At 40.5% G+C, this 15,324-nt stretch carries 20 protein-coding genes; 14 read left to right on the top strand and 6 right to left on the bottom strand.

The window, feature by feature from the left end:
• Positions 1–40: 40 nt before the first annotated feature.
• A complete protein-coding gene (locus QF049_RS06690; RefSeq protein WP_307535869.1) occupies positions 41–427 on the bottom strand; it encodes a LysR family transcriptional regulator substrate-binding protein in 387 nt (128 codons plus the stop codon).
• A gap of 75 nt (positions 428–502) precedes the next feature.
• Here QF049_RS06690 and QF049_RS06685 point away from each other — a divergent pair, with 75 nt between their 5' ends.
• Positions 503–931, top strand: a complete 429-nt coding sequence (locus QF049_RS06685; protein WP_307535867.1) for a GNAT family N-acetyltransferase — start codon at positions 503–505, stop codon at positions 929–931.
• Positions 932–1,290: 359 nt separating this feature from the next.
• Here the strand turns inward: QF049_RS06685 and QF049_RS06680 are convergent, their stop codons facing one another.
• Complete coding sequence (locus QF049_RS06680; protein ID WP_110821305.1) at positions 1,291–1,470, bottom strand: H-type small acid-soluble spore protein; 180 nt, start codon at positions 1,468–1,470, stop codon at positions 1,291–1,293.
• 11 nt (positions 1,471–1,481) lie between these two features.
• Positions 1,482–1,652, bottom strand: coding sequence for a hypothetical protein (locus tag QF049_RS06675; protein WP_307535863.1), 171 nt, complete (start codon positions 1,650–1,652; stop codon positions 1,482–1,484).
• Positions 1,653–2,148: 496 nt separating this feature from the next.
• Between QF049_RS06675 and QF049_RS06670 the strand changes: the two genes are divergently transcribed.
• The 6 genes from QF049_RS06670 to QF049_RS06645 all read left to right on the top strand — a co-directional run bounded on the left by QF049_RS06670 (position 2,149) and on the right by QF049_RS06645 (position 5,642).
• Positions 2,149–2,340, top strand: a complete 192-nt coding sequence (locus QF049_RS06670) for a hypothetical protein (RefSeq protein ID WP_307535861.1) — start codon at positions 2,149–2,151, stop codon at positions 2,338–2,340.
• 37 nt (positions 2,341–2,377) lie between these two features.
• Positions 2,378–2,707, top strand: coding sequence for a hypothetical protein (locus QF049_RS06665; protein WP_307535859.1), 330 nt, complete (start codon positions 2,378–2,380; stop codon positions 2,705–2,707).
• Positions 2,708–2,799: 92 nt separating this feature from the next.
• A complete protein-coding gene (locus tag QF049_RS06660) occupies positions 2,800–3,570 on the top strand; it encodes a glycosyltransferase (RefSeq protein WP_307535857.1) in 771 nt (256 codons plus the stop codon).
• Positions 3,571–4,291: 721 nt separating this feature from the next.
• Positions 4,292–4,537, top strand: coding sequence for a hypothetical protein (locus QF049_RS06655; RefSeq protein WP_307535855.1), 246 nt, complete (start codon positions 4,292–4,294; stop codon positions 4,535–4,537).
• Between the two features lie 146 nt (positions 4,538–4,683).
• Entirely contained in the window at positions 4,684–5,079 is a 396-nt protein-coding gene (locus tag QF049_RS06650; protein WP_307535853.1) for a VOC family protein, read from the top strand.
• 29 nt (positions 5,080–5,108) lie between these two features.
• A complete protein-coding gene (locus QF049_RS06645; RefSeq protein ID WP_307535851.1) occupies positions 5,109–5,642 on the top strand; it encodes a DinB family protein in 534 nt (177 codons plus the stop codon).
• 82 nt (positions 5,643–5,724) lie between these two features.
• Here the strand turns inward: QF049_RS06645 and QF049_RS06640 are convergent, their stop codons facing one another.
• Positions 5,725–6,324 (bottom strand): alpha-L-fucosidase, encoded by a 600-nt coding sequence (locus QF049_RS06640; RefSeq protein WP_307535849.1) that lies wholly within the window; start codon positions 6,322–6,324, stop codon positions 5,725–5,727.
• A gap of 499 nt (positions 6,325–6,823) precedes the next feature.
• Here QF049_RS06640 and QF049_RS06635 point away from each other — a divergent pair, with 499 nt between their 5' ends.
• Positions 6,824–7,480: a DJ-1/PfpI family protein gene (locus QF049_RS06635; RefSeq protein WP_307535847.1), complete on the top strand. Its 657-nt coding sequence runs from the start codon at positions 6,824–6,826 to the stop codon at positions 7,478–7,480.
• Positions 7,481–7,903: 423 nt separating this feature from the next.
• Here QF049_RS06635 and QF049_RS06630 read toward each other — a convergent pair whose 3' ends face one another.
• Positions 7,904–8,788, bottom strand: coding sequence for a LysR family transcriptional regulator (locus QF049_RS06630; RefSeq protein WP_124115050.1), 885 nt, complete (start codon positions 8,786–8,788; stop codon positions 7,904–7,906).
• 142 nt (positions 8,789–8,930) lie between these two features.
• Between QF049_RS06630 and QF049_RS06625 the strand changes: the two genes are divergently transcribed.
• The 5 genes from QF049_RS06625 (at position 8,931) to QF049_RS06605 (ending at position 13,090) form a co-directional block, all read left to right on the top strand.
• A complete protein-coding gene (locus tag QF049_RS06625) occupies positions 8,931–9,470 on the top strand; it encodes a prolyl-tRNA synthetase associated domain-containing protein (RefSeq protein ID WP_124115051.1) in 540 nt (179 codons plus the stop codon).
• A gap of 21 nt (positions 9,471–9,491) precedes the next feature.
• Positions 9,492–10,412: a DMT family transporter gene (locus tag QF049_RS06620; protein WP_124115052.1), complete on the top strand. Its 921-nt coding sequence runs from the start codon at positions 9,492–9,494 to the stop codon at positions 10,410–10,412.
• Between the two features lie 260 nt (positions 10,413–10,672).
• Positions 10,673–11,164 (top strand): MarR family winged helix-turn-helix transcriptional regulator, encoded by a 492-nt coding sequence (locus tag QF049_RS06615; protein WP_307535844.1) that lies wholly within the window; start codon positions 10,673–10,675, stop codon positions 11,162–11,164.
• A gap of 173 nt (positions 11,165–11,337) precedes the next feature.
• Positions 11,338–12,156 carry an SDR family oxidoreductase gene (locus QF049_RS06610; protein WP_307535842.1) on the top strand — a complete coding sequence of 273 codons (819 nt, stop codon included), beginning with the start codon at positions 11,338–11,340 and terminating at the stop codon, positions 12,154–12,156.
• A gap of 445 nt (positions 12,157–12,601) precedes the next feature.
• Complete coding sequence (locus tag QF049_RS06605) at positions 12,602–13,090, top strand: NUDIX hydrolase (RefSeq protein WP_307535841.1); 489 nt, start codon at positions 12,602–12,604, stop codon at positions 13,088–13,090.
• A 106-nt stretch (positions 13,091–13,196) separates the two neighbouring features.
• On the opposite strand, the gene QF049_RS06600 is transcribed toward QF049_RS06605, so the two are convergent.
• Positions 13,197–14,557, bottom strand: a protein-coding gene (locus QF049_RS06600; RefSeq protein WP_307535838.1) for an IS3 family transposase whose coding sequence is annotated in 2 segments (ribosomal slippage) — positions 13,197–14,101 and positions 14,101–14,557 — 1,362 coding nt in all. Because the reading frame shifts where the segments join, the coding sequence is not laid out codon by codon here.
• Positions 14,558–14,750: 193 nt separating this feature from the next.
• On the opposite strand from QF049_RS06600, the gene QF049_RS06595 reads away from it, so the two are divergent.
• The gene (locus QF049_RS06595; protein WP_307535836.1) at positions 14,751–15,287 is read left to right on the top strand and encodes a P-loop nucleotide/nucleoside kinase family protein; all 537 of its coding nucleotides are present in this window, start codon (positions 14,751–14,753) and stop codon (positions 15,285–15,287) included.
• Positions 15,288–15,324 lie beyond the last annotated feature (37 nt).

Below are 15,324 nucleotides of genomic sequence, written 5' to 3'. Positions count from 1 at the left end.
ATACAATATCTGTTTCATTAAGCTAACGGGCAGAATAACATTATGATGAGATCTGCATTTGAGCAAATTTAATAAATTCAGATACAGCTGAAGAGACATTTTGCATGGAGAGTACCGCTAAACCGATGTCTCGATTAATTGGAGGACTTAATGGTTTAATCATTATCTTTAATGGAACTGCCGTCAGGATCATGGAAGGGATGACTGCCACTCCAATTCCTGCTTCAACCATGGAGAGAATAGTCGAATGCTCTGTCACCTCGAACTGCTTATTTAGCGTAAGTCCATTCTCCTGAAACGCACGCATTACAGGACGTTCACACCCCGATTTAAGTGACAAAAACGGGTCATGCGTAAGCTGCGAGTCATTACGATGAAGCCAGCGATACAATAGTAATCCGCCTACTTCCGGTTCAGGTTGCTGCACATCTCTCTTGATTTCCGCACCATAAAAATGCTCGAAAATAGATAAGAATAATAATGTTAATGGGGGTATCATACTTTGGAAACAATTAAATATGAATGTATCTACAATCTTTCTGAAAAGCAGATATTAGACTTGCTTGAAATTTTCAAAGGAGAAACATGGACTAAAAATATGCAAATAGAGGGTATAAAGAAGATGCTTGAAAAAAGTTGGATAATTGCAATGATAGATTCAAACAATGGTAATATAATAGCTTTTGCAAGGGTATTATCAGACTTTATTTACAGAGCCTTTATCTATGACGTAATAGTTGCAAAGGAATATAGAGTGTTAAAGTTTGGAAAACTGATCATCAATAGCATATTAACTAATAAAGATTTTATTGGCGTAGAGAGAATTGAATTATATTGCAAAGATAAAAATATTGAGTTTTATAAAAAGCTTGGCTTTGAGGATATTTCAAATGGAGTAAATACGTTGAGATATGGTGGTAGCGTAATCTAATTATCGTATTCCCCCAACTGCTCCTGCAGCCGGGTGGGATTATGAAAATAAGAAGTAGCGTTAGACCAATACTACTATGTATAGATGATAAAATGGAAAATGAGCTGGATTCATGATGAGAAAAACTGTATTTTTATCCTCATTAACGATTGGAACATTACTTGTTTTTTATTGCTGTTATTACGCTCTTCTATTCCTATAAATACAATATAAAAATCGATGCCTTCACATTCATTTTAATTATGAAATAAATTTATCTGATGTTTTGTAAACCGGAGCTTAAACGCTCCGGTTTTATTGTACACCAATAAGTTTTAAGGGTGTGTTGAAAGGTGATAGCGTTCCTAATCCGTCGCATTCTAAGGATACTCAGTCAGACTGGACAAAGGAACGGTCATTTCCTGCTCCGAGTTTCCGATCGGATAGATTCGAGCCGTTTCATCCTCATTCACATGCTGGATTACGATAGGAGCATCCTGGTAAGTTACATTTTTCATAATGGCCGATTCCGAAATTTCAATCGCTCTTTGTTTGTTCATGAGAATTCTCCTTATTCTGAAAGCTTGTTCGATTGATCAAGATGACGGTGCGTGGCTTTTTTAATTTCTTGGTCGAGTTTCGATTGTCCTTGAATTTCTGCAGCCGCCTCCATCTGATGATTCAGCTGATGTTCGATCTGTCCGATTCCATGCGCCTCTTGTTGCTGTTTGCTCTTGGTCAAAACGATCCCTCCATGTTTGTAATAAGATCTTTGTAATCTCTGTATCACTACATTGCACCAAACAGTAGGAGCTTATGCAAAAGTTTTTCATGTACTGTGATTTAATTACCATGTTGTTACATTGGATATGAGAATCTTCCTAACATGTACAGAAAGAGAGAGCCGATTGGAAAGTAGGTGCATATGGTGACCCATTTCGATTTTAGTGCTGTAAAATTGTAAGCTTTCATGAATTTTTTTACACTCGGTCTAAACTTGTGGGGTATTTACCCCATACCTTCATCAAGATCAGTTCAAGTGTCCGTTACGTCTTGTTTAGTTTTTCATAACTTATAGAGTGGCAGAATTGGATGAAGACAGTAAGTTCGTTTAGACAGGAAGGGTTGCAAGATTTTAAGAGGAGGCGGAAATATGACAAGAAAAGCCGTGTTGAGATTAACTTCAACAACTACGGTTTTGACCCGCAGCGTCTGACGAGGAATGGTTGGAGCGGAGAATGGACATTTTTCGCAGATATACGCTGAACTGTCTCAAGACACAGACGAATCAGGATTTCCTGACCGTAGTAAAGCTCTCGAAGGAATCAGGAGAGTTGATGCAGGAAATTTTGGCAGAGCAGGAACCATTGCCGGCCAATATCCGTTTCGGTACGCATATCGAGAGTGTTCGCGCCACTAGATTCGGATGACCTGTACCACAGAACGTTTGTCCAGCAGCTTTATAGCGTGCAGCCAAAGCCAGAGACGATAGCACTAATCAACCAGAACGGATATCTGTGGGACAGCGTCAATAATGAGATGGCACCGACGTTCTATCGTTCACCGCAGTTCTATGTGTATCTGTATAAAACGGAGCAATACGCCTCAGGATACCGCATCAAGTTACCGGGCAGAGGCACTCATGGGAATGTCATCGATCTGCCACATGAGTTGTTGGCTCCACGCAATTATATCAATGTCGTTCATTCCAGTAATACCTCGGTAAAAAAGGTTTCACTTAAAGATCGGCTGAATGGAAGCGAGATTGAACAGGTATTACGGGAATTCATGGTCTGACCAAAGGTGTGCTTGATTGAATTCAAAGAGAGCGGAAATATCCGCTCTCCACATCCTAGATCATTCCTGAAAATCAAAGGGGGGCTAAGCGCGTGTCTAAGGAAAAAAAACTCATTGTAGAAATGCTCTTTAATAACTGGGGAGCGACAGCGGATCGACTGACTATGCGATGGATAGAATACAGAATAGATTTATTCATGAAATATGCACTCAAAAGCCTACTCCTTCAATCTTCTCAGGATTTTACCTGCTATGTGCTGTATGATCCGAAGTCAGAGAAGCTTATAAATGAGATACTAAAAAAGTATCCTTCCCTGCCTTCCAATATCTGTTTTGTAACACCTAAAGATTACCAGTCTCATATTATTCGAGATATTGAAAAGTTCAAGTATTTGTACCGCGTGTATCTGTCCAGTGACGATATGTATCACCAAGATTTTATCAAAAAGCTGCACGCCTATAAACCTCACAAAGATACGGTTGCCTTAATACCGCAATATGGTTACATCTACGACTCGGTACAAAAGCGGCTGGGAAAATTTTTTTTCTGGCTTCCCAGCTACGGTGTAACTATTATCAAAGTGGATGAGTATTTGAGAGGAAAAGCGGCCCGTTATACCTGGCGCGATGCATTTAAGGTTCCCAGGGAATTCATTCATATCAACGAACCAATATGGATTAATCATATTCATGGACAGAACACAGGTACAACTTTTGCCAATGCACTGACTTGGAAAATAGCAAATGTTCATGATGCACTTACGTTGGAGCCTTGGAATAACAATAAACAACCTAAAGCTGCTTTCGGTCCTGAGATCACAGAGCCAAATGAGATCGAACAGATCCTGAACCGCTTTTTCTAACTGTGCGTTCCTTATTTTCCTTAACCGTTCGGTTGTTGACGCTTTTGCCAAGAGCTTGGTTCCATTGCTGAAAAGGGCAAGAACATTGTGTCACTGTCTATTTATGATCCCTGTTACATTAAGCTAACGGGGATTTGGTTTCACCATGATTTGCAGTGGTGTTCGCAGTGCATGGAGGGAGGGTTCCATTCTAGGTTACATCAGTTTAAGCTCTTCGGTACATGTGCATTTCATGAAGATAAACTTATTGATACCTGCCAAAATTGTTTGCAGACAATACCCTTCTTATTGTCTAACAAACAACTGGAAAATGCTTTTCAATGTAAGTGTGGACATAGCCTTGCTACCCTTCGTTTTTCAAATTGGAACGATTGGAAGGAGGCCCCTCAAATAAATCAGTCCATTCTCAGCGGGCTTCAACTAAACGAAATGGATTGTTCATGAACAGCATTGTAATTTAAAATAGTTACTTCAAAATGAGCCAGAAGAAATTAAATATTTTGATCCAATAGAATCTATTCAGCAAGATTATTTTTTTCAAACTTGTTTCGAAAAGAACAGCAAAAAATTTGCTCAAGTGCGTTTCAAATAGTAGAAGAAAGATTATTCCAAGAATTCCTTGGGAACCATCAGGACTGCATCACTCAATTAATGGAGCTAAGAAAAGAGGATGCATGTCTGATTTCCCAGCAATTCGCCCCTATGCATATGCCTATGTTTTTTGGAGAAAATCATTATTGATGGAAGAATTATATTGCTGGTTCTTGAAAAATTAGTCACACAATTTAGTGAAAATTTCTTCAGTGCATGGTTTGATATAGCAGGGAAGGGATGTGAAGAAATCAGTGTTCCTCCCTGGAAAGAAGTCATTAAAATGAGAGATCGAGAGTTTCCGATTATTGCCCTCAAGTGTAGTATTGATGATAAGCAAAGAACTTACGTCGATTACCATCATGAGGCAGGTTAGTTGAATAAGAACGTCGAAACACATATTGCATACAGAAAGTTCCAACCAAGCGAAATTGAGTTACTGGATGTAGAGTAGAAGGAACGAACAAGCAAACGACCGGAATGATTCGAGAGTTTTCTAATAAATGATAGGAGCGGATGTAGATGGGGATAACTGGCTGGGTGAATAAAATTACCGAAATCACATTATTTGTGGAAGATCTGCAGCGGTCGAAGACGTTTTACCAAGAGTCGTTTCAACTATTAATCCAATACGAAGACGAAAACTGTGCAGTATTTGATTACGGAAATACATGCATAAACCTCTTAAATCAATCAAATGCACGAGAATTGATTGATCCGGCTCAGTTTGGTCGTGTCGAGGATGGTGCAAGGTTCCTGTTTACAATCCAAGTGCCCGACGTTGACCGGGTATGCAACGAGTTGGAAATACGGGGCGTTACATTGTTAAATGGGCCAATAACGCGTCCTTGGGGGCGGCGGACGGCTTGTTTTGCCGACCCTGACGGGCATATTTGGGAGATAGCGCAGGTGCTTTAACGACTACTATGTGATGGGGTGAAAACCTTATGTTAAAAAATGATTCCGTGGCTATTATCGAGCAATATAAGCGAAACCTGGCTGGATATACGATAGACCAGTTGCGATATAAATTCCAGGAAGACGTTTGGTCGATTGGACAAATGTATATTCACGTGATCGATGTGGCAGAAGAGTACATCGATCATATTCAAACTTGTACGATGGAGACTCAAGAAAAACATGGAGGCAAGACTGAAGTCGGAACGAAGGCGTTTATCGAAAAAGTGTGGCCCGATGTCCGTGTGAAACTTGAGGAACCAGTCAACAGGACCCGTAACCCCAATAGTAAGGAAGAGATCATAGCTGGTCTAGAGCAGGTGTTAAAAAAAATGAGATACTGGGAGGAACACGTTCGCGGAACGAATCAGGCTTGCAAGGTGCGTCATGGCTGGTTTGGCTGGCTTAACGCGTGTGATTGGTTTGAGATGATTGGCATGCACAGCAGGCATCATTTGCGCCAAAAGGCAAGACTGGACGAGAAGCTTGTGGAGGCAGGCTTATGTAATAATTCACGAAATTAACGGGAAACGATAGCTCATAAAACCAACAAAGCAGCTGACCAATGTCATCGGCTGCTTTTGTTCAACTAACGGGCAGGTTAGTTTATAGCTCAATCGCCAGGCAGTTGACGTAAGGCGTTGGACGTCTGTCTGGCAGCGAAACGACCAGTGCTCCGTACAACTGTTCGAATGGAACTTCGCCCGCTCCAAGCAGCCGGACGGACTTCACTTGATCTGCCGGAGTCAAGGAACGAATGACGGCACGATGATCCTCCGGCCACCGCATTTGGAAAGCGTACAGCGTATTTCCCTTTTGTGTGAAACGGAAGTCGCTGGCATTCCAAGCTACCCTATCCTCCGTGAAATGGTCAATGACGACGCGGGAAAGGCCTTCGCCCGACACGCGGAAAGGCCTTGTGCCGTATACGCCTTCCTCGCAAACCCGAATCCATTTGGCCATCTCTTGCAGGATATACTTGCATTCGTCATCAATCGTAACGTCCGACTTCTGCGGAATATTGAGGAGCAGGTTGCCGTTCTTGGCGATGATATCGATCAGAATCTCGATGACGTGCCCTGGTTTCTTGTATTCAGTTTTTACATGGTAGAACCAATCCCCGACACAAGTATCGGTCTGCCACGGCTCAAGCTTGATGTCAGACTCCTGGCTGCGCTCAATGTCGAGGATCCCGATACGGTACATATCCTGCCTGCGGTCTTTCTGGTTATTTCAAGGAGATGATTTTGTGTACGAAATTCTATTCCAGGATGAAATCAACAGAGTCTATGATGTTAGTAAAGTGTTTCTGAAGTTTCTAGGTGAAGATGTAACATTGGCTGAGCAAGGTTAATAAGCAGGGCGTTTAAGCATCAACTGTTTCAGATATTTTAAAACGAGTAGTTTTATCTTCCGCTGCTAAACTCTCCAAGGAGGGTCATATGGAAGCTGCTAAAGATTTGGCAAAGCTACTAGAAGAAGCATTAGTTATGGATATAAACGAGAAAGCTATCTTGTGTAATAGATTATACGTATGGTTCTTTGGAGGGTGAGAATGTAATAGAGGGGCTCAATTATGGTTGTAAGCGATACCGTTCATGACCAGAATGCCGAGAAGTGATTTCACAACATATACATACCCATACCCCGTATAGGTATGTTATAGTTTGTAAGAATAAAATTCTACTCCAAAGGAGAGATCCTCTTGAAAATCGCAATTATGCTTTTCGATGGAATCACAGCATTAGATGCAATAGGTCCATACGATGTTTTTGCTGCTACACTGAGATGTGAAGTAAAGTTTGTCGCTAAGAAAAAAGGGTTAATCAAACTGGATTCAAATATGGGTTATTTGCATGCCGATTATAGTTTTTCTGAAGTTACTTCAGCTGATATTCTCGTTGTTCCAGGTTGCAGTCCGCCAAATTATAAAACTCCAATGAATGACCAAGAAACGTTAAATTGGATTCGCCAAATGCATGAAACTACGAAATGGACCACGTCGGTTTGTAACGGCTCTCTGATTTTGAGCGCCGCAAGCTTGTTAAAAGGAACTGTAGCCACCAGTCATTGGGGATCCTTCGACCTGCTTCAATCTCTTGGAACAATTCCAACAGATGAAAGAGTGGTTCGTCAGGGCAAAATCGTTACAGCAGCCGGTGTTTCCTCTGGTATCGATATGGCACTTCAATTAATAGCATGGGAATTGGGAGAAGATATGAGTAAAGGAGTCCAGCTGATTTTGGAATACGATCCTCAGCCTCCGTTTGACACGGGTTCCCCAAAGAAAGCTCCTGCTTTATTGGTAGAACAAATAAGAGGGATGTTACAAGAGTTTGCAAAACGGGAACCCAACTTATAAATCACAAATAATTCAGTTATTCTCAATAGTGTTTTTGGGGAAGGTTGATTAACGCGGCTTAAACGTTCAATATTATGTTTAAACCAACTCAGGATAATTTGAATGGAAAAGAGGAAAGTGAACGATAATCGGTACAGGTTCTTGTCCTTTAACGGTACTATAAGTATGCAATAATGTCGAGGGACAAGAACATGTTCCCATTGAAGTCGCTATTTTAGCGGCTTTTTTATGTTATCGGTACAAGTTCTTGTCGCGACCCAAGGACAAAAACTTATACCGATTACCGTATTGGACAAGAATATAGTCCTATTGCCGATTAGGCGTATATCTAATCGTTATTTTTAATTCATTAAGCTAACGGGCAGGTTAGATTAATGTTGCTTTATAAAAAATCCTTCTTTTCTACTCAAAAAACCTAAGTAATTAGGAGTTTTCAGTAATATTTCTATATTGTAGATAATTTAAAAACCGTTTGAGAGCAAGAGAGGTAGAGTTTTTATCTTTCATTGCTAGGCCAATTTTACGGTAGGCTGGGAATTCAAGTTCTTTTACAACAATTCGATAGGGGGTACGTTTTAAAATAAGTTCAGGAAGAATACTGATCCCTAACCCACTTTCCACCATCGACATGATGGCATAATCGTCCCATGTCGTAAAATGAACTTTTGGTGTAATATTACATCGCTCAAAAATTTCTGAAATTTCAGCTTTTGCACCCTTCTCTAAGAGCATAAACGGATCTTCACCTAATGCTTTGACAGGAAAACGATCACAGCTCGCCAGGGAGTGGTTTTCCGGTATGATCACAAGCAACTTGTCTTCCTCTAAAAATGTCGTGTCAAGTTTGGTTTGTGTGGGGAGCCTTAGAAAGCCACAATCCACACGACCTTCCGAAATCCAGCTTTCAATCTCCGTATAATCACCCAGTAAAAGTTCATAGTCAATGTTCGGATATTCTTTTTGAAATGCTTTGATTATATTGGGAAGCCAATGCGTAGCCACGCTTGAAAATGTTCCAATCCGTATAATCCCAGATTGGAGTCCATGTAGTTCGTCAATTTGGGATTGTAGTTTCTCATATTCATTGCATACACTCTTCGCATAAGGAAGTACTTTAAGACCCTCGGAAGTCAGACGTACGCCAGAGCGATCGCGTTCTAGAAGGGATATTTTCCATTCTGATTCTAAATCGTTGATCATCCGGCTGATACCCGACTGTGAATAATTCAACATTTCGGCTGCTTTGGTAAAGCTTCCGTATTCAACAGTTTTAATTAAGGCTAAATATTTCTGAATATTCTTATCCATATCCTTTGTTCTCCTCTCTCTATCTGGTTTTGTCATGATAAACATGATAAACAGTCGCTTTTGTAATAGCGAAAACGATGATACACTTTTATTCAAACAAACACAAATATAAAAAAATCTACAGTATGAAAGGATCTTATACATGTTTTTTATAAGTGATATTTTAACCTCAACGCCGGAGAAGTACCTGACACAACTACAAGAAAAAACTTATGAAACATTAGAAAATCTACAAATATCTTTTGAGCGCGTAAATACAGATGAAGCAATCTCTATGGAGGACTGTATTGAAATTAATGAAAAACTAAATGTAAATATGGTAAAGACACTTTTTCTTTGTAATAGACAACAAACCCAATTCTATTTACTTATTACTACAGCTGGTAAGCAATTTAAAGCTAAAGACTTTAGCAATCAACTTGGTATTTCTCGTGTGTCATTTGCTTCGGCTGATCAATTGGAACATTTGATAGGTGTGAAAGTAGGTGCTGCAACTATTTTTGGTGTCTTATTGGATAAAGATCAAGTTGTTCAAGTTGTACTTGACGAAGACATAGTGGCCCAAGAATGGTATGGATGTAGCGACGGGACAACGACAGGCTATATGAAAATTAGAACATCGGATGTAACCCATAAATTCTTACCTTACACTGACCATTTACCAAAAGTGATACAAATTTAAGAAAGTGAAGCGATACAAAAAATGAAAGAAAAAATTTATTTCCTTATATCGATGATTATCTTTGGTGCAGTTGGCGTGTTCGCAAAATATATAGATTTGTCTTCAAGTAAGATTGCACTATTTTTAAGCTTAGTTGGTGCCCTGTTCCTTTTAATCATTTTCGTTTCTTCAAAGCAAAAAATGCCGTGGCAACAAGTGAAAAAAAATGCTGTTGCTTTAATCTTTGCAAGTATGGCCCTGAGTGGAAACTGGATTTTTCTTTTCCAAGCATATAAGGAGACTACCATTGCTAATGCGGCATTAAGTTACTATTTTGCACCTGTTTTAGTTGTAATACTCTCCCCTCTGGTGTTAAAAGAAAAGATGTCTTACAAAAAGGCAGTATGTATTATCGTTGCTCTGCTCGGGCTTTTCCTCATTTTGCATAATGGTAGGATGCAGACAAATGGACATCATCTCATCGGTATCGGTTATGGATTAGTGGCTGCCGGTTTCTATACCGGATTGACCCTGATTAACAAGTTTATTCGTGGTCTAGATGGATTAGCAAATACGCTCTTGCAGCTGGGACTATCCGTTATTATGTTAATTCCATTTGTATTGATTACAGAGGGTAGCACTGTTTATTCGGTTGACAGCACCACAGTAATATTGATGCTTGTTTTAGGTATCTTTCATGGTGGTATTGGTTTTTATCTTTTCTTCGCAGGAATGAAGGGACTTAATGGCCAGAGCATCGCTGTATTGAGTTACGTTGATCCCTTAACCTCTCTTTTTATTTCAATCTTGATTATTGGTGAGAAGATGACTTTTCAACAACTTATTGGCGCTGTCTTGCTATTGTGTGCGATTTGGATAGGAGAAGCAGGTAAAAGAAGGAGAAAAACAATTACCAAATTGATTGTGAATGATTCTGTGACTGACGATGGTGCATTAAACTAACGGGAAACGATAGCGTAATAAAACAAAGAAAGCAGCAGGTCAAAGTGATCAGCTGCTTTTGTTAAACTAACGGGCAGGTTAGTTACATTAAAGAATAGGAATATCATAATAAAGGAATAAAACGGCTACCTTTAATCGACGAAGTCCAGCATGCGAGCGTTTTGATTTTCATAGAAAAGAAATGATTTGACATTTTCTATGGGGTAAGTTATCTTTGCCTATATAGTTAAGCTATTAACTAAATGGAGATGACAGAACACATGGATAATCTGCAAGAAGAGAACTTACTGCCAATTGATCCTAAACAAGATACGCTGCAAGAATATTTGCTTAGTCTGCCGCTGCCCAATGAAGCTTTTTTTACGATGGTTGAGGCGACTGCCAATCTGGTGGCCGTGTCGGAGAAATACTGGCAATCCCAAGGGCTGAATGGAGCAAGAATTCGCATACTTGTAGAGATTGCAAAAGATGGGGGAACGATGCTGCCTTCAGTCCTTGCCGAAAAAATCGGTGTCACCAAGGCCAACATTAGCTTGCTGCTGACTCCGCTGGAGCGTGATGGATACATTGCGAGGGCTGAACATGCCCGAGATGGTCGCAAGACGGTGATTTCCATTACCGATGCAGGACGGACATTATTGAGGGAGCATCTGCCGGGTAACCGTGAAACTGTCGCTTTACAAATGGGCAAGTTGGATGAACAGGAGCAGCATCAGTTGATTGTTCTGTTACAGAAGCTGAACAGGTCTTGATCCTTAATACACTTTAAAACGATACTAAGCCAGTCGATTCTGAGGCAGGACATGTTTGGAAAGGGATGGGATTGGTTCAGCGAGGAATGTGTTGTAGTTCAGTGAATCACTCTGTTCATTTAGTTAATAACTTAACTACTTGATGCAATTCATTTACAGGAGGGAAAAGCAGGATGACGATCATGATTACAGGAGCCACAGGACAATTAGGCAATCTGATTATTGCAAATCTGGTAGTCCGGGTCCCCGCTACAGAAATTATCGCAGGTGTCCGTAATGGGGGGATGTCCGCAACCTTAAAAGCTTTAAATGATCAGGGTGGGGAGGTTCGCTGTATTGACTATGATAGGCCGGAAACGCTACAGAAAGCCTTTGCCGGTGTGAATAAATTGCTGCTGATTTCCAGCTCACATACCGATGATACAGTCCGGCTAACTCAACATACAAGTGTAATCAATGCGGCGAAGAACGCTGGAGTTGAACATATCCTTTATACCAGTTTTGCTTTCCCACAGACGAGTCTTAAAGGTTCGAGTAGCGTGCATAGACTTACCGAGCAGGTCATATTTGATTCGGGGATGAAGTATACGATTTTGCGCAATGGGCTGTATATTGATTTTGTGAATGTCCTTGGACTACAGGAGGCGATACAAAGTGGCGTGCTAACAACTTCAGCCGGAGATTGGCGGTTTAATGCGGTTACACGCAGTGATCTTGCACGAGCCATTGCGAACGTGCTTGCAGAGAAAGGGCATGAGCAGAGGATATATGAGTTGGCCGCGCCAAAGACTTGGAACTTTGCTGATCTGGCTGAGGTGCTCACAGCATTGGCGGATAAACCTGTCATGCACATCGAGGATGTGTCGGTACAGCATTGGATCTATCCTTTTTTAAGCAGTATTGATACCGGATCTACGTCTAAGGACCTTGAGCAATTGATGGGCAAACCCATAACTTCGTTGGAGGAGAGCATTGCACCTTTTCTGAATTAATCAATTTACATTGGAGTGACGTTAAGCCCGTCGCTTAGCCTGAAGTGGATTGGATCAGTGCCAATGGTTGTGTAGTCATTAATAATCCTCTTATGGATATGCAGCATTTAATTTTTTACGTGAATGATGAACGATAACGGGATTACTTCATGCCCGTTTACTTTTCCATTATCTCAGCTTCGTCCGAAAAGGTAGGGTAGAATTGAAAGTTTGTAAGCGTTTTTTGAAGTTGATGTCTTCACAATCATGTATTTTGGCGTACAAGAGGGCAGCAAGTTATTCAGCGCGGCTGGACGCAGCGAAATCGGGGGCAACCATATGGGTCATAACCATGGTAAGTTAGTTCGTTCATATCGACAGTATCTTTTAGAAATTCACAAAGGCAGGAAAATGTAGGAATTGTGCGGAATAAATATACAACTTTATCTTATTTGGAGGTTGTAAAATGGCGTTCCCGACACATATTGTATCTGCAGGCGGAATTGTAGAAGATGGAACTGGAAATATCCTTTTAGTAAAAGCTCATGACGATGGTTGGGTGTATCCTGGTGGGATAACTGAAGTAGGAGAAAACCTAATTGATGGCGTCATTCGTGAAATCAAAGAGGAAAGTGGAATAGATGCCACGGTTAGCCATTTGATTAGTGTTGTTTCGAATACAGCAATCCATAAGTGGTATGACGGTGTGACTGATGTCCCTACGAAGGTCATGTTTGATTTCGTGTGTAAAGCTGTGGGTGGGGAGTTAGCGACTTCTAATGAAACGAGCGAATGTAGGTGGGTACCAAAGGAAAGTGTTCTGGATTTGATTACTTTACCGGGAATCCGCATGCGTTATGAAGCTTATTTGAACTTTAATGGATCTGTGAATTATATGGAGTATGTAACTGCGTCAACGACAGAATTTGATGTCAAGCTTCAAAGGAGTGTTTAGTTGTACTAGGGTAAAGTGTATTAAGCAAACGGGGAACGATAGTTCAATAAAAAAACAAGGAAGCAGCTGACCATTGAACTGACCCCTTAAAGTTAGACAAATATTTTTATGATACATGTTTGGCATGAACTCGGTATTGTACCGGGCTCATGCCTTTTAATTTTGACTTGATACGTTTGTGATTGTAGTAATCCATATATCGTGCTAGTTCTTTCTTGAAGTGTTCTACACTTTCAAACTCATTAAGATAAAGAAACTCTGACTTCATAATGCCAAAGAAGTTCTCCATTACTGCGTTATCGTAACAATTTCCTTTGCGTGACATGCTCTGGGTAATCGCTTGTTCCTTTAAAGCATGTCGATACTGCTTCATCTGGTAGTGCCAGCCTTGATCCGAATGCAGGAGAAGCTCATCCTTGTTGGATAAGCGTTTAAAGGCTTTATTTAGCATCTCGGAGACTAATGAATACGTAGGGCGAGGCCCTATGGTGTAAGTGATAATTTCACCGTTAAATAAGTCCAAAACGGGTGATACATACAGCTTTTCACCAAACAACTTAAACTCTGTAATATCGGTAACCCATTTCTCATTTGGTTTTTCCGCTTGAAATTTACGATTAAGTACATTAGGTGCGGTTTTACCCACTGTCCCTTTATAAGAACGGTATTTTTTCATGCGTACCACAGATTTTAAGCCTAATTCTTTCATGATACGCTGTACCTTTTTATGGTTAACTTGGTGTCCACGATTAAATAGTTCATCACGGATACGGCGATAGCCATAACGCCCCTGATGTTCCTCGTAAATGGATTGAACAAGGAGTTTCAGGTCTGTGTCTAGATCGGGCTTGTCAAATTGCTTCACCCAGTAATAGAAGGTACTCCGCGGGACTTCAGCGAACGCTAGCAATGCAACCACCGGGAATTCAAGCCTTAATTCATAGACTACTTGTGCTTTGTCTTGTTTGGTGATTTTTCCTTGTTTTGAACTAAGGCATTCAACTTTTTTAAGTAGGCGTTTTCCATACGCAAACGTTCTAATTCAGCTTGTAGAGCTTCAACGGATCCCTGAGCAGGCTCTTTCTTTTTAAGCCCTTTTTTATTCTTATCAGTCATACGACGGCGCCCCTTTACCTTTTGTTTTAGGGCGTCGATCCCATTTTCATTGAACTGACTACGCCACCTTCGAATAACCCCTGGAGAAGAGATATTGAAAATGACAGCTGCTTCATTTGGAGACGTCCCATTTTCATTCATATAGTTGAGTACGTCTAGTTTATATGGACGGGAGTAAGCTGTATAGGTTTTTTCAAAAGCTTTTATACCGTGATATTCGTATTGCTTGATCCACATACGCAGGACTTCATGATTAATTCCTAAGGATTTCGCAATGCTTTTAATCCCTTCATTTCCTGATAAGTATTGATGAATAGCTTCTATTTTCAAGTCTAAATTAAATTTCGACAAAAAAAACTGCACCTCCAATTGCTAGTTGGTGTCTAACAATTGGGGTGCAGTTCACCATGTGATCGGCTGCTTTTATTCAACTAACAGGCAGTAGAACGTAATAAATGAATATATCTATAATCGACCTTTTTTCGATTTTTCTTATCAACTATTATGTTTATATAATAACTTAAAGGATGGTGGTTTTACGTTAGTGGAAAATCCAAGCATCTTACTCATTACAGGAATAATGGCCAGTGGAAAATCTACCGTAGCACAATTACTGTCTGAACAATTTGATAAATCGGTGCATTTACGAGGTGACATTTTTCGAAGAATGATTGTAAATAACCGCAAAGAGGTTCGTCCAGATTCAGAAAGTGACGAGTTTAATCAATTGAGGTTACGATACAAGCTCGCCGCCCAATCAGCGGAGATGTATTATAAGGCGGGATATACAGTCGTTGTTCAAGATGTTGTCATCGGACCATTACTTACTGATTTCATCTCGTTTATTAAGAGCCGCCCATTTTACTTAGTCGTGCTTTGTCCAAACTCTACAGTGGTTGCAACGAGAGAGGCTATGCGGGCAAAGAAGGGTTATGGGATTTGGAGCGTAGATGAGTTGGATCGCGTATTGCGAAATGAAACTCCACGCTCGGGGCTTTGGTTGGATTCATCCGATTTGTCCCCTGAAGAGACGGTTAAAGAAATAATCATGCGACTACAAAACGAGGCGTTGATAACATAAACGATTACGCTGAAGGGAAACGTTAGCCCAATAAAAC

The sequence above is a fragment of the Paenibacillus sp. W4I10 genome (assembly GCF_030816325.1).
GTDB classification, from domain to species: domain Bacteria; phylum Bacillota; class Bacilli; order Paenibacillales; family Paenibacillaceae; genus Paenibacillus; species Paenibacillus amylolyticus_B.
The sequence above is the reverse complement of the archived record's forward strand: the minus strand, read 5'-3'. Positions and strand labels throughout refer to the sequence as shown.